Raw genomic sequence first — 23,910 nt, 5'->3', positions numbered from 1 at the left:
TCGGGCACCTTCTCCCCGTGAAACGGGGAGAAGGGAAAGACTTCAAGCCGCCGGCTGCATGGCGGCCCGCAACAGCATCCCGAACAGGTCGCGCGGCTCGTCGGGGTCGGCGAGCAGGTCGAGCTCCTCGTAGAGGCCGGTGGCCTGGAGCTGGTCGCGGACGTAGCGCAGCGCGGAAAAATCTTCCGTGGCGAAGCCGACGGAATCGAACAGCGTGATCTGCTTGGCCGATTTGCGGCCCTCAGCCTGGCCGGTCATCACCTGCCACAGCTCGGTCACCGGATGATCGGCGTCGAGCTGCTGGATCTCGCCCTCGATGCGGGTCTGCGGCGGGAACTCGACGAAGATGTCGGAGCGCAGCAGAATGTCGCGGTGCAGCTCGGTCTTGCCGGGGCAGTCGCCGCCGACGGCATTGATGTGGACGCCGGAGCCGACCATGTTGTCGGTTAGGATGGTGGCGTACTGCTTGTCGGCGGTCACCGTGGTGATGATGTCGACGCCTTCCACGGCATCCTGTCCTGTCGCGCAGATGGTGATGTCGAAACCCTTGCCGGCGAGGTTGCGGGCGCATTTCTCGGAAGCCTGGCGGTCGATGTCATAGAGCCGCAGCCTATCGATACCGAGCAGCGCCTTGAAGGCGATGGCCTGGAACTCCGACTGGGCGCCGTTGCCGATGATGGCCATGGCTTGGCTGCCCTTCGGCGCCAGGTATTTGGCCGCGACGGCCGAGGTGGCGGCGGTGCGCAGCGCCGTCAGGATGGTCATCTCGGTGAGCAGCATCGGATAGCCGGAACCGACATCGGCGAGCACGCCGAAGGCGGTGACCGTCTGGCGGCCCTCGCGCATGTTCTTCGGATGGCCGTTGACATATTTGAAGCCGTACATCTTGCCGTCGCTGGTCGGCATCAGCTCGATGACGCCGTCATGGCTGTGCGAGGCGATGCGCGGGGTCTTGTCGAACAGCTCCCAGCGGCGGAAATCCTCCTCGATATAGGCGGCGAGCTCGGTCAGGAAGCGCTCGACGCCGATGGCGAGCACAAGCTTCATCATGCGGTCGACGCTGACGAAGGGGACGATGGCAAGGCGCGAAGGCTGGGTCATGGTCAGAGGCTTCCGGAGTGGCTGCGGGTCGGGCGGTCCATGATGCGGCGGCCCATCAGGCTGGCGGTGAGGTCGACCATCAGGGTCGCGGTGCGGCCGCGCTCGTCGAGGAACGGGTTCAATTCGACCAGGTCGAGGCTCGAAACCAGGCCGCTGTCGGACAGCATCTCCATCACCAGATGCGCCTCGCGGAACGTGGCGCCGCCCGGCACCGTGGTGCCGACGGCCGGCGCGATCGAGGGGTCGAGGAAATCGACGTCGAGACTGACATGCAAGAGCCCGTTCTCCTTCTCGACGCGGGCCAGGAAGGCGCGCAGCAAGGGCGCGATGCCGTGCTCGTCTATGGCGCGCATGTCATGCACGGTGACGCCGGCTTCAGTGAGCGCGCGGCGCTCGGCCGGGTCGACGCTGCGCAGGCCGATGGCGCAGATGCGGGCCGGGTCGACCGCTTGCGGCAGATCCGGGAAATAACCCTTGAAACCCGCCTGGCCGCTGGCATAGGCGAGCGGCACCCCATGCAGATTGCCACTGGTGGTGGTGTCGAGCGTGTGGAAATCGGGATGCGCGTCGAGCCACAGCACGAAGAGCGGCCGGCCGCGCTCGGCAGCGCGGCGCGCCACGCCGGAAACGGTGCCGGCGGAGATCGAATGGTCGCCGCCGAGGAAGATCGGCATGGCATCCCTGGAAGCGGCGTAGGCGGTCTCGGCGATCGCCGCCGTCCAGGCGGAGATCTCCGGCAGCGCCTTCAGCGCCAGGTTGCCGTGGACCACGGGCCGCGCCGCGGCCTTCTCGACCGCGCCCCAGTCCTCGACCTCGTGGCCGAGCTCGGCCAGCACCGAGACCAGCCCCGCCGTGCGCAGCGCGCTCGGCCCCATTTCGCATCCCATCCTGCCCGCGCCGTCCTGCACCGGCGCGCCGACGATCCTGCAGCGCATTTTTTCTCACCTTGCGATTGATCGAAGGAGTGAACCATCACCCGCTGGCGGTTTGAATAGCGAAAATTGGCATTTCGAGAAGACTAATCTATCATATTGGTCAAATGATTTGATCGAAATGGGAAGCCATGGACGCTCTAGACGAGAAGCTGGTGACGCTGCTGAGGCATGATGCTCGGCGCAGCGTATCCGACCTCGCCATTGATCTCGGCGTGTCACGCGCCACGGTCAGGTCGCGCATGGAACGGCTGGAAAAGTCCGGCGAGATCATCGGCTACACGGTGGTGCTGCGCGCCGACGCGGTCGATCAGAAGATACGCGGTGTGATGACGATCGAGATCGAGGGCCATGCCGCCGACCGCGTCGTCAAGGCGCTCGGCGGCCTCGCCGAGGTCTCGACCATTCATACCACCAACGGCCGCTGGGACCTGGTGGTGGAGCTCGGCACCGCCACACTGACCGATTTCGACGCTGTGCTGCGGCGCATAAGGCTGATCCCCGGCATAACGGGAAGCGAGACAAGCCTGCTCTTGGCGACGCCGAGGACGACGCGGGCGCGGCTGGCGTAGTCGAGCGGGGCGGGCCGGCCCCTCCGTCACATCACAGATTCGCGAGGGCCGGGACGACCGGCGGCCCAAAGAGCGTTATGCGACGTGTCAGGCGACGGGATTGCGCATGGCGGAGAAAGCGAAGACCGCCAAAGAGCGTAGCCTGGTATGACGGAACCGGCGCCGTCGCCGCGCGGCATTGTACGGCAGCGCCGGTGTGAAGCCTGGAAAGGCCCGATCACACCGGCAGCCGCCTTGCGAGGAAGGCAGGTTCGTCAGCCGTTCGGATAATAGCCGCCGTCCGAGCCGTCGCCCATATAGGTTCCCTGGCCGGTGGCGTCCTGAAGCCGCTGATCCAGCTCATTGATCTGCCCGATCGCCGATCCGCCGCGCTGGATGCTGTCGGCCTGCTGCATCAGCTCGCGGGCCTTGCCTTCAGAGATCTTGCCGAGCTCCCTGGCGTTGCGGATACCTTGCTTGACGCCAAGCAGCTGCTCCGTTGCGGCTCTCGCCTCCGGATCCATCGGCACTGACGCCGTGGTTGTCGTGTCGACCGCGGCTCTATGGTGGCGGTGCACGGCATAGGCGCTGGAAAGCGGCATAGCCGCGAAGATCGAGGCGGCCGCAATGAGTTTTGGGATGAAAGAACGCATGATGACATCTCCCTGCGATGGAAGAAGCGGCAAAACCGCTTTTTCCGAAACGGGCCGTCCTGTCGCGTCGTGTCGCGGTGCTGGCCATTCACCGCCGGCGTTTCTCGGCCCAAAGCAGACATATAGAAGCCGCCCCGGCGTTGAAACGAGGGTGGAACGCAAACGTTATCCGATGTGAACGGGCGTTGAATCGCCGATGCGCGGGCCGGGGTCTTCAGGCGACGCTGGCGAACGGGATCGGCGAACTGGCAGTCTGTCCGCCAAGCCCGGCATTGGCCAGGTCGGCAAGCTGCTCGGCTTCGCCGCGCGTCAGGCCGATCAGCGGCCGGCCGACCATCTCCGCCGGGATGTCGAAAGCCAGATCACACACAAGCCAGTCGTCGCACGGATCCCGCATCGCTGCGAACCGCATTGACGCTCCTTGTTTCAGCGTAGCTAAAGCGGGCTCGGTGTTCACAGAATCGCTGACCGGCCTAAGTCTTTGTTTGGCCCACGTGTTTGCCCTGGAACCGTAGCGCGCTCCCACGACACGCATGGCAGTTGAGACAGAGTCCGATTGTTCCGGCGCAGGCCAGTAAAGTATCGACAAAAGGCTGGAATATCGGGAAAGTACCGCCGGCCGCGGCGTCGAGAGGAGTTCATTCGCCTGGCTGGCGAACTCCTCCGCTTGCTCGCGCGTGAGACCGAGCAGCACCATGTCCGGCATCTGCGCCGGGCAACCGGACCGCAGATCGTACACCATCCATTGGCCGCACGGATCCTGTAAGGCTGTGAACCTCATGGCCGTTTTGTTTAGCTATGCCCCAACGTAACGACTTGCGGGAATGGTTCCCCGCGAGACTGCCCGGCCGGATCAATTCCGGCACTTTCGCTCAACATATAATTGTCGGGCGCCCGGCAAAAGAGGTTCTACAGTCCCTTCGGCATGCGACCCAAGTCTGATGGGTTGCCGATATTTTCGGGGTGGCGAATGCTACTACCCGGGAGAAATATCGCGTGATTACATCTGCTTGATCCATTTTGCGGGAAGTCCGTGACGGAAGGCGCACAGGCGATCGGTTCAGGCGGGGACGTTTTTCGGGCCATGCACGGCGCCAAGACGCGCTGCCCTATTCATGCCCACGTTTGCGCGAGATGGATTTGATGATTTTTTTGAGACGAGACGGCCATCTCCGCGCGAGCTTCCTTTCCAGATAAGCGATGCGCCCGCGCAGCGCCGGTAAGCTTTCCCTCTCCAGCCACATCGCGTCAACCTCGCTTGCCAGGCGTTCGAGATAGGGCGCGAACGGACCCACCGCCGGCTCCGGCGCACCGGATTCCAGCGCCTTTCGATAAAGGCCTTCCAGCCCGTCGACCGCAATCTGGAGGGTTCGTTCGCGCCGCACCTTTGCCGTCACCTGGGCCGCGTCCTCCGGCGAATAGAGAGCAAGCTCCCGGCGCAGCCATGCCTCGTTGATCGGCGTCGCGCCGCTGTAGTAGCGGGGTCCGAAATTCAAGAAGGAGCCGCGGTCGAAGTTCTCCACGGTCACCAGTCCACCGGCCTGGGTCGGCGCCAGCGTCATCACCGCGCAACCGGTCGCCATTGCTTCCAGCGCGGATTTGCCGCTTGCGAAGACGAGATCATATTGCTGCAGCAGCATCTCCGGCCGGGGTTGGCTGTTGCCATAGGCCGCGCCGATCTTGTCGAGTTGGAGACCGAGCGCGGCACAACCGGATTCCAGTTGCGAAAGCTCGATCTCGGGCAGGCCACTGCTCTGGAAGAGCAGCGCCCGGCGCATCTCCCGAGGCGGCGCGCGCACCTCGGAGAAGCGCGTCGTGTTGACAAAGTTCGGCACGCAGGAAACACGCCCGGGATCGAGATCGAACTCGGCGATGGCGCGTCGCACCATCCATTCGCACATCATCACGTAGCAGTGGATGCGCTGGTGCATGGGCGGCTGCTCCACCCATGGTATGGCGCCGTGACAATAGTAGACGGCAGGCGTTGTTTCGAAGCGCGCCATGGCCGCCATGGCCGGCAGATGATGGTGGGCGTGGATCAGGTCCGGGGTCCACGGCACGTCGTCCAGGCGCGATACCACACGCACGCCGCTTGGCCAGAGCAGTTTGGCGACACCGCCGAGACGAGGGCTGAAAACCGTGATTTCGTGGTCGCGCTCGGCCATTTCGCGGGCGACCTCGACGGTGACCATCTCCGACCCGTGGAAGTCGACAAGCGCGCGTTGGGTCATCAGGAGCCGCATGCCGGCCCTTATAAGCGGCACGGAGGCACGGCGACGATAAGGCCGGCCCTTGCGGCGTCGTTGAGATAGCCGATCCCGAAGGGCAGGACCGGACCGTCGCCCCTGTCGCCATAGGCCGCGGCCAGCTCCGACTGATCATACTTCGCGAACACCGGAATATCGGCGACAAAGCGTCCATGCAGCTCGATATGCCATCCCCAGTCGCGCAACAGGCGGTAGGGGATGCCGCTTGGATCCTGCACCAGGACATCGGTCCGTTCCCGCAGAAGACCGCGAAGCCGCTCGAAGGGCGGTTCGTGCAGGAGATAGCTCGCGCTCTTCACAAAGGTCGCCAAGCGGCGCGTGGCCCCGAGATGACGGCTGAGCGGACTCTCGCGCGCCCAGTGTTCGTCGCGAAGGTCCTGCTGGAAATAGGTGAGGCGGGTTGGCGCCGCCCGGTCACCGAACAGGATATGGATCCCCGTGCCGTCGACGGGATCGATCCGGTGCAGCGGCAGCCCGGCATGGGCGATCTGCGCGATCAGGAGCGGCAGGACGCCCCCTATGCTGCTGCCCGTCAGCTGTGATCGCAGGTCCTTGGTGACGAAATAGGAGCAGTCGAGATAGTGCCGCAAGATGTCCACTATGCCGGCCAACGCGAAGTCGTCCGGTCTTTCCGCGAGCGGCCAGGGACCGCATGGTTCGGCGCCAACCAGGATATATTCCCGAGCTTGCGGGAAAAGGTGAAGGGGGAACAGCAGGTCCGGGCCGCCGAAAGGATAGAAAATGGTCTCGACCACGGTCCGGTGCGCCGCAAGGTTATCCTGCGCCCAGTGCCCCACCGGCTCGGCGAAACGGCGCTTGAAACGTGTGAACAAGCCCTGAATCGCTTCGGCAGGCCCGGATCCAGAGGGAGCCCGAACAAAACCCTGCAATAGAGGCGAGAGCGCCTCCGCCAGCCCGTTGCGGGCCTCCAAATCGGCCTGTGAGCAATCAGGCTGGTACACGCGGCACCCGCGCAGCGCACGCCCCCGTGGTGACCGGATCGACAATCGCGGCGCGCCGAGTAATCGTTGATGAGAGAGGAAAGGTCATGGGTATGGAGCCTGTTCAGGCCAGATACTGCGGCAAGCGTGCCTGCGTTACGCGACAAGCGCCCCGCCAAAGCCTGCCTTGCCGTTGTTAGCGTATCTCCGGTGCGAGGGGCAATCGCGAAATGATCCGCGAAAGGCTCCGCCAAGTGGCAGCCATGAGTGTCCAACAGCGTATGTCAGCGGCAAAAATGAAAGGGCCGGATCGATCCGGCCCTTTTTCATAGCGCTTAACTTCCTTGAGGAAATTGGAGCGGGTGAAGCGATTCGAACGCTCGACCCCAACCTTGGCAAGGTTGTGCTCTACCCCTGAGCTACACCCGCTCGCGCGGCCTTGGGCCGCAAGCCGGGCCTATATGGCCGAAGAGCGCGGCGATTGCAACAGGGAAATGACGGTCTTCTTGGAGTGAATTCCTCCCGCGGCGAAGTTTGCTTGGAAAGCATCGAAGCGTGTCCAAAACCGGGCCGGTCGCGAGTCCCCGGGCAAAGCCGCCGTTCGCCTTGCCTGGAATCGCTGCGGCAGCCTTGCCCCGAGGGCGCCGTTGGCCGTAAACGGCATGACCCCTTTCTGATTGCGCGAGGACCGATGCCGAAGACCGAAGCCGAGCTCAACGCCTTTCTTGCCGACCTCGGCATTGCCGTGACGACGGTGCGGCACCCGCCGCTGTTCACGGTCGCCGATTCGCAAGGCCTGCGCGGCGAAATCCCCGGCGGCCACACCAAGAACCTGTTCCTCAAGGACAAGAAGGACAATTACTTCCTCGTCACCGTCGGCGAGGACGCCGTGGTCGACCTGAAACAGATCCACCACCTGATCGGCGCCACCAGCCGGGTGTCCTTCGGCAAGCCGGAAATGCTGATGGAGCTGCTCGGCGTCATCCCCGGCGCGGTCACCGTTTTCGGCCTGATCAACGACACGGAAGGGAAGGTCAAGATCGTGCTCGACCAGGCGTTGATGAGCCACGACGTCATCAACGGCCACCCGCTGACCAATGAGGCGACGACCTCGATCGCCGCCGCCGACCTGATCAGATTCGTCGAGGCAACCGGCCACGATCCTGTTATCCTGAAGGTCTCATGACCTTGAAAGTCCCACTACCTTGAAACTCAGGGGCTGATCGCCACATGGAAGGCGGTTTTGAAATCCGACAATGACGCGCCGGGCGCCGACGCCCGAGAGCGTGACCGAAAGGGCGAGAATATGAGTGACGACAATCCGTATAGCGGCGCGTTCGGCGGCAATGGCGGCCAGTACGCCCAGACGGTGCAATATGGCGGCGGCGACCGCGCCAAGGTTTCGCTCGGCGACGCGCCGGCGGCGGTCGACCTGATCAAGGACACCACGACCGCCACCTTCGCCGCCGACGTCATCCAGGAATCGCGCCGCCAGCCGGTGCTGGTCGACTTCTGGGCGCCATGGTGCGGGCCCTGCAAGCAGCTGACGCCGCAGCTCGAAAAGGCGGTGAAGGACGCCGGCGGCAAGGTCAAGCTGGTCAAGATGAACATCGACGACCATCCCTCGATCGCCGGCCAGCTCGGCATCCAGTCGATCCCCGCGGTCATCGCCTTCAAGGACGGCCAGCCCATCGACGGCTTCATGGGCGCGGTCCCGGAAAGCCAGATCGCCCAGTTCATCCAGAAGGTGGGCGGCAAGGGCGGCGGCGCGCCGCAGATCGCGGACGCGCTTGCCGCGGCGGCGGAGGCGCGTACGGCCGGCGACGTCCAGACCGCGGCCGACATCTACGATGCGATCCTCGAGCAGGCGCCGGAGACGATCGAGGCGGTCGCGGGCCTGGGCGAGATCCTGTTCGATGCCGGGGATGCGGAAGGCGCCGAAGCCGTGCTGGCGCGGGCGCCCGAGGACAAGAAGGACGCGCCGGCGCTGGCGGCGCTGCGCGCCAAGATGACGCTTGCCGCGGAAGCGGCCGCGCTCGGCAATCCGGTCGAGTTCGAGCGCCGGCTCGCCGCCGACCCGGCCGACCATCAGGCGCGCTTCGACCTGGCGATGATCCAGAACGCGCGCGGCGAGCGCAACGCGGCCGCCGACAACCTGCTGGCGATCGTCAAGGCCGACCGGACCTGGAACGACGACGGCGCCAGGGCGCAGCTGTTGAAACTGTTCGAGGCCTGGGGAATGACCGACGAGGCGACGCTCGCGGCACGCCGCAAGCTCTCGTCGCTGCTGTTTTCCTAGAGCGGTTCGGCGTTTCACAGAATCGCCGAACCGCTTTAAGTTTGGTTTTGCGCAATTCCGGACGGGAGGCTACGGCGAAGTCGCCGAACCTGACCGCCAGGCACTTTTCGCGGAATTGCCGTGAATTTTTTGCCGGCTGTCGTGGCCGGCAGGCTTGCGCAGCGGGACGTCAGCGCCAGATAAGGGCGGGGCCGGATGCCGATTGAGGCGAGTTTGCCGGTGCGAGAGGAGATTGCAGCTTGATGCTCTTGCCGCCGTTGCTTTGGGAGGGTCGCGGTGCGCGTCGGTAACGCACTCTATCGGCTTGCCAAGGATCTGCCGCCGGCAATCCCGGTGTTCCCGCTTGCCGGGGCGCTGCTTCTGCCGGGCGGCCGCATGCCGCTCAACGTCTTCGAGCCGCGTTACCTGCAGATGATCGACCTGGCGATGGCCGGCTCGCGGCTGATCGGCATGGTCCAGCCCAGCCTTGACGGCGCATTGCGCGATGACGGCGAGCCCGAGCTGTGCAGCGTCGGTTGCGCCGGGCGCATCATCTCGCTTGCCGAGACCGGCGACGGGCGCTACCTGATCTCGCTGCAGGGCGTATGCCGGTTTCGCATCGTGCAGGAGCTCGCGGCAAAGGCGCCGTTCCGGCAGTGCAAGATCAGGCCGTTCTTGGCCGACCTCGATGAAGACCCGGCCGGCGCCGAGGTCGACCGGCCGGCGCTGCTCAAGGCGTTTCGCGCCTATCTGCAGGCCAACGACCTCGAGGCCGACTGGGAAAGCGTCAGCCGCGCCGAAAACGGCATGCTGGTCAACGCGCTGTCGATGATGGCGCCCTATGGACCGGCCGAGAAACAGGCGCTCTTGGAAGCGCCGGACCTGAAGACGCGCGCCGAGACGCTGATCGCCATCACCGAAATAACGCTGGCGCGCGAGGATGATGAATTTGGGTCAAGCCTGCAATAGGTTGCCGGTACGGGAATGGGTTCATGGCTGACGGACGTGACGGGCGGAAGGCCGAGGTCGACCCGAAGCTGCTGGAGCTGCTGGCCTGCCCGCTGACCAAGGGGCCGCTGACCTGGGACCCCGAGCGCAGCGAGCTGGTCTCGCGCGTGGCGAAGCTCGCCTATCCGGTGCGCGACGGTATCCCGATCATGCTGCCTTCGGAGGCGCGCACGATTTCGGCCGAGGACATGCTGGCGCCGCGGATGCCGCGGCTCGGCGGGCCGTCATGAGTGCGCTTGCGCAGGCGGCGATTACGCTTCTTGCCTCTGCTGCGTTCCCTTTTGTGCTGGAAATCGCTGCTACTGAAAATTCCGCCCCTTCGGCATGACCTGGCGTGCCGTGCCCGACAGCGTGGCGATATCCTGGCGGACCGGCAGGCCGCGGCTTGCGGCGGACTCTGATCCAGCCGGCCGTTCGGCGGGATTATGCTCGATGACCGGGCGGTTGGCGGACTCCAGCAACACGCTCAGCCAAGAGGTCAGATCCTCGATCCGGTCGGCGACGATGTGGATGACGTCCGATTCATGCTGCAGCTTGCCGGTGACGCGGATGAAGCGGGCGCCCATGACGACGGAGCGGAAGCGGTCGAAGACGCGTGGCCAGATGATGACGTTGGCGATCGATTTTTCGTCTTCCAGCGTGAGGAAGATCGCATTGCCCTTGCCTGGGCGCTGGCGCACCAGCACCAGTCCGGCGACGGAGACGCGGCGTCCGTCGCGCACCGACGGCAGGCGGGCATTGGCGGTGACGCCGGCGCGATCCAGCCTTTCGCGCAGGAAGGCGACGGGATGCTCCTTCAGCGACAGGCCGAGCGAGCGGTAGTCGTGCACGACATGCTCGCCGAGCGGCATCTTCGGCAGTTTCGTTTCCGGCTCCAGCTCGCGCAGGCCGAGAGCGGGCCGGTCGAACAGCGGCAGTTTCTCGGCTGCGCTCTTGCCGTCGAGCGCCCGCACCTCCCAGAGCGCGGCACGGCGGTCGAGACCGATCGAGCGGAACGCATCAGCCTGCGCCAGCTTCTCGATCTCGCCGACATCGAGGCCCGAGCGCAACCAGACATCCCTGACCGACCGATAGCCATCGCCGCGCTGGGCAACGACTATATCCATGCGCTCTTCGGACAGGCCCTTGATCTGGCGGAAGCCGAGGCGGACGGCATGCGCCGTCTCGATGACGCCGCGCATCGAGGCGTGGCGCTCGAGGATGCGGAACGGATCGAAGGCGGCGGCCTCCAGCGTGCAGTCCCAGACGGAATGGTTGATGTCGACCTCGCGCACCTCGACGCCATGGTCGCGCGCGTCGCGCACGAGCTGCGCCGGCTGATAGAAACCCATCGGTTGCGCGTTGAGGATGGCGGCGCAGAACACGTCGGGAAAGAAGGTCTTGAACCAGCAGGAGGCATAGACCAGCAACGCGAAGGAGGCGGCGTGGCTTTCGGGAAAGCCATATTCGCCGAAACCTTCGATCTGCTTGAAGCAGCGCTCGGCAAACTCCCTGGGATAGCCTTTCTCGACCATCCCTTCGACCATCCGCGTTTCATAGTTGCCGATCGTGCCGGTTCGCTTGAAGGTCGCCATGGCGCGGCGCAGTTCGTCGGCCTCGCCCGGCCGGAAGCCGCCGGCGACAATGGCGATCTTCATCGCCTGCTCCTGAAACAAAGGCACGCCGAGCGTCTTGCCAAGGATCTCTTCCAGCTCAGGCTTGGGGTATTCGGCTTTCTCCTTGCCCTGTCGTCTACGCAGATAGGGATGCACCATGTCGCCCTGGATCGGGCCGGGACGCACGATCGCCACCTCGATGACGAGATCGTAAAATTCGCGGGGCTTAAGCCGCGGTAGCATCGACATCTGAGCGCGCGACTCGATCTGGAAGACGCCAAGCGTGTCGGCCCGGCAGATCATGTCGTAGACGCGAGGGTGTTCCGGCGGGATAGAATCCAAGCTGTAGGGCCGCCCGTAATCGTCCCGCGCCTGCGGATAATGCTGCGTGAGCAAAGTCAGAGCGCGCTTCAGGCAGGTCAGCATGCCGAGCGCCAGCACGTCGACCTTGAGGATCTTCACCGCGTCGAGGTCGTCCTTGTCCCACTCGACCATCTTGCGCTCCTCCATCGCCGTCTTGACGATGGGCACGACCTCGTCGAGACGGTCCCTGGTGATGACGAAGCCGCCGACATGCTGGGAAAGATGGCGGGGAAAGCCCATGATCTCGTTGGCGCGCTCAAGCACCTGCCTGGACAGCGGATCGGTGCGGTCGAGGCCGCCGGCATTGGCTTCTTTTTCGCCAAGCTCGGAGGTCGACCAGCCCCAGATGGTGCTGGACAGCGCGCTGCGGACATCTTCCGACAGGCCCATGGCCTTGGCCACCTCGCGCAAGGCGGAGCGGCCGCGATAGCTGATGACGGCGGCGGCCAAGGCGGTGCGCTTGGTGCTGTATTTCGTATAGATGTACTGAATGACCTCTTCACGCCGCTCATGCTCGAAATCGACGTCGATGTCGGGCGGCTCGTTGCGCTCTTCCGAGATGAAGCGCTCGAACAAGGTGTCGATGCGTTCGGGGCCGACCTCGGTGATGCCGATGCAGAAGCAGATGATCGAATTGGCGGCCGAGCCGCGGCCCTGGCAGAGGATGTCCTGGCTGCGTGCGAATTTGACGATGTCATGGACGGTAAGGAAATAGCGCGCGTAGTTCAGGCGCTCGATCAAAGCGAGCTCGCTGTCGATGCGTTTCAGCACATAATCGGGAACGCCGGCCGGATAGCGCCTGACCGCCCCTTCCCGCGCCAGGCGTTCGAGCTCGGCCTGCGGTCCAAGCCCGGATTCGGTCGGCTCGTCCGGATAATTGTATTCGAGGTCGCTGAGCGAGAAGGTGAGCTCGTCGGCGAAGCGCAGCGTCTCCGCCAGCGCCTGCGGGTGGCGGCGGAAAAGCCGCGCCATCTCCAGCGGCGGCTTCAGGTGGCGCTCGGCATTGGCCGTCAGCTCGAGCCCGACTTCGGAAACCGGCGTGTTGAGGCGGATCGCGGTGAGCACGTCCTGCAGCGGGCGGCGGTCGGCGGCGTGATAGAGCACGTCGTTGGTCGCCATCAGCGGGACGCGGGCGTGCTCGGCCATCGACGCGGCCTGTTCGATGCGGAAACGATCGTTGCCGGCATAATCCGGCGCCACGGCCAGCCGGAGCGCCGCGCCGAAACGATCCTTAAGCCGGCTAATAAATGACAAGCTATCCTCGGCGCCTGCCGACAGATCGGGCAGGATCGCCAGCGACATCCGATCGCCCCATTCGAGCAGGTCGCTCAACTGGAGCAGCGTCGCGCCCTTCTCGTTCTCGTCGCGCAGATTGGCCTGGGTCAGCATGCGGCAGAGATGGCCCCAGCCCTGGCGGTCGCGGGGATAGGCGAGGATATCCGGCGCGCCGTCGCCGAAAACCAGGCGGCAGCCGGGATGATAGGCCATCTTCTCCACCCTGGCCTGCTGCCATGCGCGCACGACGCCGGCGACCGTGTTGCGGTCGGCAAGGCCGATCGAGGCAAAACCGTAGAACTTCGCGGTCACCACCAGTTCCTCGGGTTTCGAAGCGCCGCGCAGGAAGGAGAAGTTCGACCTTATGCCGAACTCGGCATAGGGGATGACGGTCAGCGCGTTCATGCGAACACCCCATGCATGAACCAGCGCGGCGGCGCGGCCTGCGCGGCGCTGCTGTAGAGGCCCTGGCGGTAGAGCCAGTAGCGGCGTCCCTCGCTGTCCTCGATGCGGTAATAATCGCGGGTCGGCGCCTCCTCCTCGCCGGGCAATTGCCGCCACCATTCGGCGGCGATGCGCTCCGGCCCCTCGGCGCGGGCGACGCGGTAGAGCGCGCGCCGCCAGCGGAAATTCATCGGCGGACCTTCCGGTATCTCGGTCGCCGGCACCTCGATCGGCTCGGGCGAGCGAAACAGGCGCACCGGCCGCTCCGGCGGATAGACGGTCATCGGCGGCGCCGTTCGGGGCGGTGCTGCCCGGCCGGCCGCCGGGGCGCGTCTTTGCGGCGCTTCGGCGAAAGGCACGGTTTTGACAGCGCGTTCCGGCAGATGGCTTTCGACGGCCACCGGCTTCAGCACGGCGGTCTCGCCGAGACGGGCGCGGACGCGGTCGGCGAAGAGCGCGATGTCGGCGTCATCGTCGTTCGTCTTGCCGGTGAGGTCGCCCTGAGCCAAGTCGAAGGCCGCGACCGACAGCACGGACAGCCGCACGAGGTCGAAGCCGAAGCCGGCGTCGATGGTCTGCTCCAAGGCGGTGAGCCGCTCATGGAACAGTCTTTGGATCAGCCGCGGCTCGCGCATCGGGCGCGAGGTGCCGACGGCGATGCGGCTGACGGCGCCGTCGACGCGGAAGAGAAGCAGCGCCAGCGTGCGCGCGCCCTCGCCGCGGCGTTCGAGGTCGGTCTTCAAGGCGATCGCCAGCCGGCTCACCAGCCGCTCGATGTCGTCGGTGAGCACGACCGGCTCGGCAAGATGGCGCTCGACCGAGAGCGGCGCGACGGGAAGGCGCGGCGACACGGCCTCGTCGAGGCGGCCGAGCGCCTGGTCGAGGCGCAGAAGCAAGGTGGCGCCGAAGCGGCGGGCGAGCGGCGCGCGGGGCGCGGCCATCACCGCGCCGGCGGTGCGCAGGCCCACACTTTCCAAGCCGACGCGGGTCTCCGGCGCGATGCGCAGCGCCGACAGTGGCAATGGCGCCAGGAGCGCCTCCTCCTCGCCGCCGGCGATGATGCGGTCGCCATGGAAGCGCGCTGCCGCCCAGGCGGCGCCCGGCGTCGAAGCCAGCCCGGCGCGGACATCGAAGCCCTGCTGGAAGAAGCGGGTGAGGATCTCGTCCTGCATGGCGCGCTCGCCGCCGAACAAATGCGTGCAGCCGGTGACGTCGAGGAACAGCCCGTCCTCGCCGTCGATCGCCACCAAAGGCGTGTAGCGGTCGCACCAGTCGGCAAGGCCTTCGAGCAGCCGGCGGTCGGCTTCCGCATCGGCCTCGACCACATCGATCGAGGGATGCATGGCGCGCGCATCGGCGATGCCCATGCCGCGCTTCAATCTGAGCGCCTCAGCCCGCTCGTCGAGGGCCGCGATGCGCTGGGTGTTGTTGTCGCGATGGCTGATCACAAGCGGCGGGTGAGGTGACGGCAGGTGATGCTGGGGCCGGGAACGCCAGGACCGCCCCAGGCGCTGGCGCAGGATCCGCTCCGCGGCCAGATGCGGGAACCACAGTGACAGAATTCTCTGTTCTTTCTGCAAAAGCGTGCTCATTTGGGTTCCACTCCAGTGTGAATTGTCCGGGCAGGGCCGTGCGGCTCTTGCCGATATCGAGTTTGAAGGCGGGGCGGCCGATCGAGCCGGCGAGCGGCCCGGCGACGGTTTCGCGGCTTGCCGCCGCCGCCGCCGAGACGATGAGGCGCACCGGGGCGGCGGTGGGGTCGGCCTCGCCGGCCTGGCGCAGCAAAAGCAGCGGCCGGCCGGCATTCTGGGCGCGGGCGTGCAGCCGGCGCGTGGCGGTGAGGTCGAGCCGCCGCGGACTGCCGCGGATCTCGAGGATGACCGCGGCAAAGGCCGTCATGCGGGCGGCCTCCTCGGCGATCCACAGTGCGTCGAGCAGTTTTGGCGCCTCGGAAAACAGCAATTGCTCCGGCTCGATGCCGAACAGGGCGTGAAGGCCCCTGGCATAGGGAAAGCCGGCCTCGTGGAAAATTTCCGCCGTGCCGACCCAGAGGATCGGCAGGCCCTGCTTCTCTCTGAGGACCAGGCTTACGAGCGACAGCGCGAAGCCGGCAACGGCGCCGGCATCGCGGGTCTCCAGGCCATGGATTTCGCTGAGCGCCGCCTTGGGCAGGCCGCCGCCGAGGGCGGCGTCGAGGCGACCGATGCCGGTATGCAGGAAGGCGTCCGCCGAAGCCACGGCGAGCCCACGCCGGACGATCGTCCTGTCCCGCGTCATATCCGGTCCGGTGGCATCGCCAGAGCGGTTCAGCTTTTCCGCAATTGCGGACGGAAGACCGCTTCGCACTTCTCCTGGAATCGCTCCAGGCGCGCCAGCCGTCGGCGCCTGCAGGCGCTCGGGCAGCGTTCCCTCGATCTTCGCGATCTGGCGGCGCAGGGCAAAAACAGTGTCCCGCGCCACGGCGCTCATCGCCATGACGTTCACTTCCGACAGCAATTGTTCCTGTTATGTTTCTATAGATTCCAGAGGGTGCCGGAAGAGTCAAGCGGAGTCATAAGGAATTTATTCCTTCGAGCTTTACCCTGAAAGCGAACGCCCAGCCGGCTCATTTGCCTCTATCGGCGCGAAAGCCTATATGCCGGGATCAAAGGAAATTTCATGGCCCGCATCTACAAGACACGCACCTGGCACGACCAGCTCTCCCCGTCGATGGACGAGATGGAGCTTCTGGCGCTGGAGACCTATGCCCATCTGCCGGACGAGTTCCGCAAGCTCACCGGCGAGATCATCATCCAGATCGCCGATTTCCCGACCGACGAGATCATGGACGACCTGTCGCTGGAAACGCCCTTCGACCTGCTCGGCCTGTTCGAGGGACGCGGCATCGCCGAGCGCTGGAACCCGCAGACCGGCGAAGGTCCGAACCGCATCACGCTCTACCGCCGCGCCATACTCGACTACTGGGCCGAGAACGAGGAGACGATGGGCGACATCGTCACCCATGTGCTGATCCACGAGATCGGCCACCATTTCGGCCTGTCGGACGACGACATGGAGCGCATCGAGGAAGCGGCCGAGCAGGCGGCGGCGGGCTGAGCGCGCACTTCGTCATCCTAGGGCGAAGCAAGGAGCGAAGCGACGCGCGCAGACCCTAGAATCCATGCCGTTCCATCAACACCAAATCCGCGGTGCAGAACGGAACGCTTGCCGCCCGACACCCGCAAACGTCCCCTATATTCTGATCCGCTGCGCCTCTAGGGTCTTCGCGACGGAGCTTCGCTCCTGCTCCGCCCTAGAATGACGAAGTGGGGGTTGCCGCTCTTTCTACCAGTCGCTCAGCTTGGTGTCCGGGCCGTAGTCCTGGCCTTCGACATCCTTCACCACGGCCTGGCCGCAGCGCATCGACTTGGTCTTCTTGTCATAGGCGTAGGTCGGCGAGCCGAACAGGTGCCAGCCCTTGTTCAGCGCCGCCGTCACCTTGTGGCAGAAGGTTGAATCGTCCGGGCCGGACAGAAAGCGGTAGAGTTTCATTTTCGAGCCTGTCTTGAATATCGGCGCATCATGCGCCGATGATTATTGCCTTCGCCAGTAGTTTCTCGGCTTCCGCCAGATGCAGCCGCTCGACCATGCGGCCGTCCATCGCGATCACGCCCTTGCCGGCATTTTCGGGCCGCGCGAACGCATCCCTGATCGCACGCGCCCTGGCCAGCGCCTCGGGCGACGGCGAAAAGGCATGGTTCGCCGGCTCGATCTGGGCGGGATGGATCAGCGACTTGCCGTCGAAACCCATGGCCGCGCCGTCGGCGCATTCGCGCGCCAGGGCGTCGAGGTCGCGAAAATCATTGGCGACGCCGTCGATCACGTCGAGGCCACCGGCCCGCGCGGCGAGCACCAGTTGCATCAGCCAGGGCATCAGATAGCGCCGGTCGGGCGTCGCCAGGATGCCGGTCGCCTTCACCAGGTCATTCGTTCCGGCGACGAAACAAGCGAGGCGCGACGCTCGATCGCGGCCAAGCTCGGCGATGGCGCCGATGTTGAGCAGCGCCTTGGGCGTCTCGACCATCGCCCACAGTTTCACGCCGTCCGGCGCGAAATTGTCGTCGAGCAGGTCGCCGGCCTCGAGGATGTCGCGCGGCGTGCCGATCTTGGGCAGGAGAATGCCGTCGGGCTTGGCCTTGGCCACGGCCAACAGATCGTCGGCGCCCCATTCGCCGGCGAGCGGGTTGATGCGCACCACCATCTCGCAGCGTTTTTCGCGCCGGCCAAGGATGCCGGCAATCTTGTCGCGCGCCGCTTTCTTGTCGGCGGGCAGGACGGCGTCCTCGAGATCGATGATGACGGCGTCGCAGGCAAGCGAAGCGATCTTGGCGAGCGCCTTGTCGTTCGAGGCGGGAATGTAAAGCACCGAGCGGCGCGGGCGGTAGGGTTCCTGAGCCATGGCCGATCTATGCAGGGTGATGGCGGATGAGGCAAGGCGGGGAGTAATCTTCTCCTTGAGGGGCCGCAAGGGTGCCCGGCAGGGCGGAGGCGCACGCTGTCCTGCCAACCCGTCCTTCGTCATTCTAGGGTTTGCGCGCGTCGCTTCGCTCCTTGCTCCGCCCTAGAATGACGAAGGATAGATCGCAGCTTCACGCGCAAGAACCCTCTCTATCGCCTTTGACGACATCCCAGGGGCTGGCACCGCCATATGCGATTGCCGTACTCGAGCGTCTCGGGCGCCGGCGCCAGGCTGTCCTGCACCAAATCTGCAAATCTGTGCGGAAAACCTCCTCCAATCCGCCGCGCGTTCACCGTGCCCGTCGGCGACAAAGCCGGCATGCGAACACCTCACACATCCCGCTGGTCCCTGCCGCGCCGGCTCCGCGACGAAGGCTGGTGGCTCGTCGAGCCGCAAAGGCGGCGCGTCACGACGACGGTGCTTCCCTTCAGATCGCGGCCGGCATGCGGCGGCGGCATGACAGCAGCCAGGAAGGCCCAGCGATGACGACGATGACCATGACGGCGCCGGCGAGCAAGACATCGCCTGTCCCGAGCTACTGCCGCCGTGTCGGCGCCGCCGCGCTGCTGGTGGCGCTGGCCGATTTTCTTTTCTACGGCCAGCCGGTCGGGATCACCGTCTTCATCTTCGCGACCGTGCTCGCCGCCACGGTCGTCGCCATGCATCCGTCGGCGCTCAGCGACGGCCGGGTCTGGCTGAAGCCGGCCGCGCTGTTCGTCGCGCTGCTGCCGCTCGTCGAAAATGTCAGCCCGCTTTCGCTACTGGTCGCTGTCGCGGCACTTGCGGTCTTCGCGCTGTCGTTGGCCGGGCGGCTGCGCGACGAACCTGCCCGAATAGCCCGCCAGCTCAGCCTGTTCCTGGTCGCAGCGCCCTTCCGCTTCGTCCGCGACTTCTTCCGCTGGCGCAAGGCGGCGCGGGAACTCGGCCAGCGGCGGCTTCAGCTCACGGCGATTGTCGTCTGGATCGTGCCCTTGACGCTGGGCGTCGTTTTCCTGGCGCTGTTCGGCGCCGCCAATCCGATCATCGAGCACTGGCTGTCGCTGATCGACCTCTACGCGCTCCTCGAAAAAATCCAGATCGCGCGGCTTATCTTCTGGCTGATCGTGCTTGCCGGCGTCTGGGCGTTCCTGAGGCCGCGCCTGCCGCGCTTCGCTTTCCGTGTCAGGCGCGTTTTGCCTGCCACGCCTGCAGCGAGACCGGCGAAGGCCGAGGACATCCTCTTCGGCAAGGCGGCCATCCTGCGCGCGCTGATTGTCTTCAATGGCTTGTTCGCGGTGCAGAGTGCGCTCGACGCAACCTATCTCTGGGGCGGAGTCGCCCTGCCCGACGGGATGACCTATGCCGCCTATGCGCATCGCGGCGCCTATCCGCTGGTCGCCACCGCGCTGCTCGCCGCCGGCTTCGTGCTGGCGGCGCTGCGCTCGGGCAGCGAGACGTCCCGGGATCCGCTGATCCGCGGGCTGGTCTATCTCTGGGTGGCGCAGAACATCGCACTGGTGATCTCCTCGATGCTGCGGCTCGATCTCTATATCGACGTCTATGCGCTCACCTATCTGCGCATCGCCGCCTTCATATGGATGGGACTGGTGGCGGCGGGGCTGGCCCTCATCGTCGCCCGCATCGCGCTTCAAAAATCCGGCGAATGGCTGCTTTCCGCCAATCTTGTGACACTATCGGCGACGCTTTATGCCTGCTGCTTCGTCAACTTCGCAGCAACGATCGCCAACTTCAATGTTGACCATTCCCTGGAAATGACCGGATCCGGCACTCCGCTCGACACGCCGTATCTGCACTCGCTCGGCGCTGTCGCCATGCCGGCGCTGGACCGCTACCACACACACAAGATCGGAATGCCGACCACTTATCTGGCCGACCAGGTGATGATCGACGATTATCTCGCCGAACAAAAGAAATGGCGCGCCTGGAGCTTTCGCGACTGGCGGCTGGTACGGGTTCTCGACAACAGAGGCCCGCTCGTGCTTCCTCCATCTGCGCAACCGTCCGCACCGGGCCATTGATCGATGCCACACAATATCCTCGTCGCCGACGACGACCCGCACATCCGCGAGATCATCTGCTTCGCGCTGGAAAAGGCCGGCATGAAGACGGCTGCCGTCGCTGACGGCGCCGCAGCACTCCAGGCGGTCGAGCGCCGCGCGCCCGACCTCATCGTGCTCGACATCGGCATGCCGGAGATGGACGGGCTCGAGGTCTGCCGCCGGCTCAGGCAAAAATCCGACGTGCCGGTGCTGTTCCTGTCCGCGCGGGATGAAGAGATCGACCGCATTCTGGGTCTGGAGATGGGCGGCGACGACTATGTGACCAAGCCGTTCAGCCCGCGCGAGCTGGTCGCCCGCGTCAACGTCATCCTGCGGCGCGCGCGGCCGGCCGCCGCGGAGGAAGAGGCGGACGATCGTGAATTCACGCATGGCAAGCTCATGCTCGTCCCGGCAAGCCATGAAGCAAGTTTCGGCGGCAAGCCGCTCACCTTGACGGCGATCGAGTTCGCGATCCTGAAAGGCTTCCTTGCCCGTCCGCAGCACGTGCTTGGCCGCGACGCGGTGATGGCCAATGCCTATGCCTCCAACATCCATGTCTCGGAACGCACGGTCGACAGCCACATCCGCAACGTGCGGGCCAAGCTGGCCGCGGTCGGCTGCCTTGATGCGATCGCGACGGTGCACGGCGTCGGCTTCCGGCTCGGCCGATGCGGTGGTTGAGCAAGGAAAGGTGGCGGCCGCGGCTCGCCACCGTCGTCGTCGTCATCCTGATCCTGGTCATGGCGTTGCCGCTGGTCGGGCTGTTCTTCTTCCGGCTTTATGAGAACCAGCTGATCCGCCAGACCGAGGGCGAGCTGATCGCGCAAGGGGCGGTCGTCGCCGCCGTCTATGCCAGCGAGGTGCGTGCGGCCGGCATCGCCCCGGAAAGACTGGGGGCGCCAGTCTCGGCCGATCCGGCAAGGGACAACAACTATCCCTATGATCCGATCGAGCCGCGCCTCGACCTTGCCTCGGACGATGTCATGCCGTCGCGGCCGGCGGCGCTTCCCGCCACGCCCGATCCCGCCTTCGCGGCAATAGGCGCGCGGCTCGACGGCATTCTCGACGAGACGCAGAAAACGACGCTCGCTGGCTTCCGGCTGCTCGATCCACGCGGTGTGGTGATCGCCGGCGGCGACGAGGTCGGCCAGTCGCTCGGCCAGATCGAAGAGGTGCGGACCGCGCTTTCCGGCACCTATGCCAGCGAGCTCAGGCTGCGCATCCCCGACCAGCCGACCCCGCCGCTCTATTCGGTCAGCCGCGGCACCAAGGTCCGCGTCTTCGTCGCCATGCCGGTCGAGCTCGACGGCCGGGTCGCCGGCGTCGTGTACCTGTCGCGAACGCCGAACAACATCGTCAAGCACCTCTATGGCGAGCGCGGCAAGGTGACGTTGGCGGCCATCGCCATCCTCGGCGGCACACTTTTGATCGCGCTGGTGTTCATCCGCACCGTCAGCCGGCCGATCTACGCGCTGATCGACCGCACGAAGCGCATCGCCGCCGGCGACCGCGACGCAATCAGGCCGCTCGACCATCACGGCACGCGCGAGATGGCGGCGCTGTCCGCGGCCTTCCTCGACATGGCGCAAAAGCTGCAGGCGCGCTCCGACAGCATCCAGACCTTCGCCACCCATGTCTCGCATGAATTGAAATCGCCGCTGACGGCGATCCAGGGCGCGGCGGAGCTGCTCAGGGATTCCGGCGGCGCGATGGACGAGGCCGAGCGGCGGCGCTTCTCCAACAACATCGTCACCGACGCCGGGCGGCTCAATCTCCTGGTGCGCCGGCTGCTCGACCTGGCGCGCGCCGAGAACCTGGAACCGAGCGGCGACAGCACGACGCTCAATGCCGCGCTCGCGCTGCTGCCGGTCGATACAAGGCTGGAGGCTCGTATCGAGGCCGGCGGCGACATCGGGCTCGGCATCTCGGGCGAGAATCTCGGCATCGTACTCGCCAACCTCATCGACAACTCGGCGAGGCATGGCGCCCGACAGGCGGCGATCCATGCCTCAGCCGATGGCGAGCGCGCGTCGGTCCAGATCGGCGACGACGGCGACGGCATCTCGGCCGCCAACCGCGCCAGGATCTTCGAGCCGTTCTTCACCACGCGGCGCGAGTCCGGCGGCACCGGCATGGGGCTCGGCATCGTGCTGGCCCTCCTGAAAGCGCATGATGGCACGATCAGGCTGGTTGACTCCGAGCGCGGCACGCGCTTCGAGATCGACTTGCCGGTTGCGTGAAGACGCGACCGAATGATCGGAGAAAAAATGCGCTACGACATCGTCATCATCGGCGGAGCCATCGTCGGGTCCTCGCTCGCCTACTATTTGCGCGAGGAGGGCTTTACCGGCTCGATCGCGCTGATCGAGCGCGATCCGCAGTTTCCGCACGCGGCGACGACGCTGTCGCTCGCTTCGATCCGCCAGCAATTCTCCATCCCGGAAAACATCCGCCTGTCGCAGTTCACGCTGAAACTGTTCCGTCGGCTGAAGGAGATTTTCGGCGCCGACGCCGATATCGGCTTTCGCGAGGGCGGCTACCTCATCCTCGCCGGCGAGGCCGGCCTGCCGATCCTCAAGTCCAATCACCAGACGCAGGTCGCCGAGGGCGCCGATATCCTGCTCGAGGACGCCGGGCAGCTGGCGCGCCGCTTCCCGTGGCTGTCGGTCGAAGGCATCACCGCCGGCGCCTTTGGCCGCAGCGGCGAGGGCTGGTTCGACGCGCATGCGCTGCTGACGCTGTTCCGCAAGGCGCTGCGCGACAAGAAGATCGATTTCATCACCGCCTCCGTCACCGGCATTGCGCGCGAGGGCAATCGCGTCACCGGCGTCAGCCTCGACAATGGCGAGACGCTGGAAGCGGGCATCGTCGTCAACGCCGCCGGGCCGAACGCCGGCAAGGTGGCGGGTTTTGCCGGGCTTGCGCTGCCGGTCGAGCCGCGCAAGCGCAACGTTTTCGTCTTCGAGGCGCGCGAGAAATATGCCGACATGCCGCTGCTGGTCGATCCAAGCGGAATCTATGTGCGGCCGGAAGGCTCCGTCTACCTCACCGGCGGCGCCGAGCCGGAGGAGGGCGATGTCGCGCCCGATCCGAAGGATTTCGACGTCAACTGGCCGCTGTTCGAAGAGGTGATCTGGCCGACCTTAGCCACCCGCATCCCGGCCTTCGAAGCGATCAAGCCGACGCGCGCCTGGGTCGGGCATTACGACTACAACACGCTCGACCAGAACGCGGTGATCGGCCCGCACCCGGAGGTCGAGAACTTCCTCTTCGCCAACGGTTTCTCCGGCCACGGCCTGCAGCAGGCGCCGGCGGTGGGGAAGTCGCTCGCCGAGTTGATCGTGCATGGCGGGTACAGGACGGTGGACTGCAGGGCGTTTGGATATGAACGGGTGGCGGAAGGAAGGGCGTTCAGGGAATTGAATGTGATCTAGCGCCAGCGCTCCCTTCTCCCGCAAGGGGCGAAGGGGCGGCCGCGCCGGCAAAATAGCCCTGCAGCCATCCAAGCACCCGCGCCCAGCCTTCGGCATGTTCGGCCGCCGCATCCGGGAAACCCGCGAAGCCGCCATGGCAGACGGTGAGCCGCGTGCCGCCGCCGATCGGCTCCAGCAGATAAGCCACCGTCGTCTCGTGATGCCCCAGCGCCGGATGGTCCCAATCGTAGCGCCGCGTCTGCACGATGCGGCGCGGCATCTCGATTTCGAGGAATTTTCCGCCGGCGGGGAGGTGTCTACCGTCGGCGACCCCTACCGTGACGTTCCAGCCGCCGCCGACACGCAGATCGGCGGACCAGTCGGTCATGCGGTAGGTTTCGGGCGAACCCCACCAGCGCTCGACTTCACTGGTGACCAGTGCCGCGATAACCTCGCCCGGCGAGGCGCAAAGCTCGGCCGAGGCCATGACTGTGTCTGCATTCGCCATGGCTTGCGGTAACGACAAGTGAAGCATCAGATTCAACTCCACCA

At 65.7% G+C, this 23,910-nt stretch carries 22 protein-coding genes and 1 tRNA gene; 10 read left to right on the top strand and 13 right to left on the bottom strand.

Annotated elements, in window-relative coordinates; translation table 11 throughout:
• Positions 1-42: 42 nt before the first annotated feature.
• Both FJ424_RS12775 and rocF read right to left on the bottom strand, forming a co-directional pair.
• A complete protein-coding gene (locus tag FJ424_RS12775; protein ID WP_140659064.1) occupies positions 43-1,101 on the bottom strand; it encodes an ornithine cyclodeaminase in 1,059 nt (352 codons plus the stop codon).
• A gap of 2 nt (positions 1,102-1,103) precedes the next feature.
• Positions 1,104-2,036, bottom strand: a complete 933-nt coding sequence (rocF, locus tag FJ424_RS12770; protein WP_140659063.1) for an arginase — start codon at positions 2,034-2,036, stop codon at positions 1,104-1,106.
• 128 nt (positions 2,037-2,164) lie between these two features.
• Between rocF and FJ424_RS12765 the strand changes: the two genes are divergently transcribed.
• The gene (locus FJ424_RS12765) at positions 2,165-2,605 is read left to right on the top strand and encodes an Lrp/AsnC family transcriptional regulator (RefSeq protein WP_095769871.1); all 441 of its coding nucleotides are present in this window, start codon (positions 2,165-2,167) and stop codon (positions 2,603-2,605) included.
• 254 nt (positions 2,606-2,859) lie between these two features.
• Here the strand turns inward: FJ424_RS12765 and FJ424_RS12760 are convergent, their stop codons facing one another.
• The 5 genes from FJ424_RS12760 to FJ424_RS12740 form a co-directional block, all read right to left on the bottom strand.
• Positions 2,860-3,237, bottom strand: a complete 378-nt coding sequence (locus tag FJ424_RS12760; protein ID WP_140659062.1) for a hypothetical protein — start codon at positions 3,235-3,237, stop codon at positions 2,860-2,862.
• 214 nt (positions 3,238-3,451) lie between these two features.
• Positions 3,452-3,649 (bottom strand): hypothetical protein, encoded by a 198-nt coding sequence (locus FJ424_RS12755; RefSeq protein ID WP_140786359.1) that lies wholly within the window; start codon positions 3,647-3,649, stop codon positions 3,452-3,454.
• A 697-nt stretch (positions 3,650-4,346) separates the two neighbouring features.
• Entirely contained in the window at positions 4,347-5,429 is a 1,083-nt protein-coding gene (locus FJ424_RS12750) for a glycosyltransferase family 4 protein (protein WP_181182192.1), read from the bottom strand.
• Positions 5,430-5,488: 59 nt separating this feature from the next.
• Entirely contained in the window at positions 5,489-6,511 is a 1,023-nt protein-coding gene (locus tag FJ424_RS12745) for a hypothetical protein (protein ID WP_140659059.1), read from the bottom strand.
• Between the two features lie 288 nt (positions 6,512-6,799).
• Positions 6,800-6,874, bottom strand: a tRNA-Gly gene (locus FJ424_RS12740).
• 262 nt (positions 6,875-7,136) lie between these two features.
• On the opposite strand from FJ424_RS12740, the gene FJ424_RS12735 reads away from it, so the two are divergent.
• The 4 genes from FJ424_RS12735 (at position 7,137) to FJ424_RS12720 (ending at position 9,961) form a co-directional block, all read left to right on the top strand.
• Complete coding sequence (locus FJ424_RS12735; protein WP_140659058.1) at positions 7,137-7,631, top strand: prolyl-tRNA synthetase associated domain-containing protein; 495 nt, start codon at positions 7,137-7,139, stop codon at positions 7,629-7,631.
• A 120-nt stretch (positions 7,632-7,751) separates the two neighbouring features.
• Positions 7,752-8,744 carry a thioredoxin gene (gene trxA, locus FJ424_RS12730; protein ID WP_140659085.1) on the top strand — a complete coding sequence of 331 codons (993 nt, stop codon included), beginning with the start codon at positions 7,752-7,754 and terminating at the stop codon, positions 8,742-8,744.
• 276 nt (positions 8,745-9,020) lie between these two features.
• A complete protein-coding gene (locus tag FJ424_RS12725; RefSeq protein WP_140659057.1) occupies positions 9,021-9,692 on the top strand; it encodes an LON peptidase substrate-binding domain-containing protein in 672 nt (223 codons plus the stop codon).
• A 23-nt stretch (positions 9,693-9,715) separates the two neighbouring features.
• Positions 9,716-9,961, top strand: a complete 246-nt coding sequence (locus tag FJ424_RS12720) for a Trm112 family protein (RefSeq protein WP_140659056.1) — start codon at positions 9,716-9,718, stop codon at positions 9,959-9,961.
• A 69-nt stretch (positions 9,962-10,030) separates the two neighbouring features.
• Here FJ424_RS12720 and FJ424_RS12715 read toward each other — a convergent pair whose 3' ends face one another.
• The 3 genes from FJ424_RS12715 to FJ424_RS34005 are packed head-to-tail and all read right to left on the bottom strand — an operon-like array spanning position 10,031 to position 15,883.
• A complete protein-coding gene (locus FJ424_RS12715) occupies positions 10,031-13,369 on the bottom strand; it encodes an error-prone DNA polymerase (RefSeq protein WP_140659055.1) in 3,339 nt (1,112 codons plus the stop codon).
• Complete coding sequence (locus FJ424_RS12710; protein ID WP_140659054.1) at positions 13,366-14,856, bottom strand: DUF6504 family protein; 1,491 nt, start codon at positions 14,854-14,856, stop codon at positions 13,366-13,368. Before FJ424_RS12710 ends, FJ424_RS12715 begins: the two co-directional genes overlap by 4 nt.
• The gene (locus FJ424_RS34005; protein WP_140659053.1) at positions 14,798-15,883 is read right to left on the bottom strand and encodes a hypothetical protein; all 1,086 of its coding nucleotides are present in this window, start codon (positions 15,881-15,883) and stop codon (positions 14,798-14,800) included. The genes FJ424_RS12710 and FJ424_RS34005 overlap by 59 nt, the downstream gene beginning before the upstream one ends.
• Positions 15,884-16,066: 183 nt before the next feature.
• Between FJ424_RS34005 and FJ424_RS12700 the strand changes: the two genes are divergently transcribed.
• Positions 16,067-16,504, top strand: coding sequence for a metallopeptidase family protein (locus tag FJ424_RS12700; RefSeq protein ID WP_140647199.1), 438 nt, complete (start codon positions 16,067-16,069; stop codon positions 16,502-16,504).
• Positions 16,505-16,732: 228 nt separating this feature from the next.
• On the opposite strand, the gene FJ424_RS12695 is transcribed toward FJ424_RS12700, so the two are convergent.
• Together FJ424_RS12695 and FJ424_RS12690 are read right to left on the bottom strand one after the other, a co-directional pair.
• Positions 16,733-16,939, bottom strand: coding sequence for a DUF1737 domain-containing protein (locus tag FJ424_RS12695; protein ID WP_140647198.1), 207 nt, complete (start codon positions 16,937-16,939; stop codon positions 16,733-16,735).
• Positions 16,940-16,967: 28 nt separating this feature from the next.
• Entirely contained in the window at positions 16,968-17,846 is an 879-nt protein-coding gene (locus FJ424_RS12690) for a CoA ester lyase (protein ID WP_140659052.1), read from the bottom strand.
• Positions 17,847-18,388: 542 nt separating this feature from the next.
• On the opposite strand from FJ424_RS12690, the gene FJ424_RS12685 reads away from it, so the two are divergent.
• The 4 genes from FJ424_RS12685 to FJ424_RS12670 are packed head-to-tail and all read left to right on the top strand — an operon-like array spanning position 18,389 to position 23,379.
• Complete coding sequence (locus FJ424_RS12685; RefSeq protein ID WP_246677227.1) at positions 18,389-19,924, top strand: DUF4173 domain-containing protein; 1,536 nt, start codon at positions 18,389-18,391, stop codon at positions 19,922-19,924.
• A 3-nt stretch (positions 19,925-19,927) separates the two neighbouring features.
• Positions 19,928-20,626 (top strand): response regulator transcription factor, encoded by a 699-nt coding sequence (locus FJ424_RS12680; protein ID WP_140659051.1) that lies wholly within the window; start codon positions 19,928-19,930, stop codon positions 20,624-20,626.
• Positions 20,614-22,185 carry an ATP-binding protein gene (locus tag FJ424_RS12675; protein ID WP_140659050.1) on the top strand — a complete coding sequence of 524 codons (1,572 nt, stop codon included), beginning with the start codon at positions 20,614-20,616 and terminating at the stop codon, positions 22,183-22,185. The genes FJ424_RS12680 and FJ424_RS12675 overlap by 13 nt, the downstream gene beginning before the upstream one ends.
• Positions 22,186-22,212: 27 nt before the next feature.
• Positions 22,213-23,379 (top strand): FAD-binding oxidoreductase, encoded by a 1,167-nt coding sequence (locus FJ424_RS12670; RefSeq protein ID WP_140659049.1) that lies wholly within the window; start codon positions 22,213-22,215, stop codon positions 23,377-23,379.
• On the opposite strand, the gene FJ424_RS12665 is transcribed toward FJ424_RS12670, so the two are convergent.
• Positions 23,357-23,893, bottom strand: coding sequence for an SRPBCC domain-containing protein (locus tag FJ424_RS12665; protein WP_140659048.1), 537 nt, complete (start codon positions 23,891-23,893; stop codon positions 23,357-23,359). The two genes, FJ424_RS12670 and FJ424_RS12665, sit on opposite strands and share 23 nt — an antisense overlap.
• Between the last annotated feature and the right edge of the window lie 17 nt (positions 23,894-23,910).

Source organism: Mesorhizobium sp. B3-1-8 (assembly GCF_006439495.1).
GTDB lineage: Bacteria > Pseudomonadota > Alphaproteobacteria > Rhizobiales > Rhizobiaceae > Mesorhizobium.
Note: the sequence above shows the minus strand (reverse complement) of the source record. Positions and strands in the feature narration are given on the sequence as shown.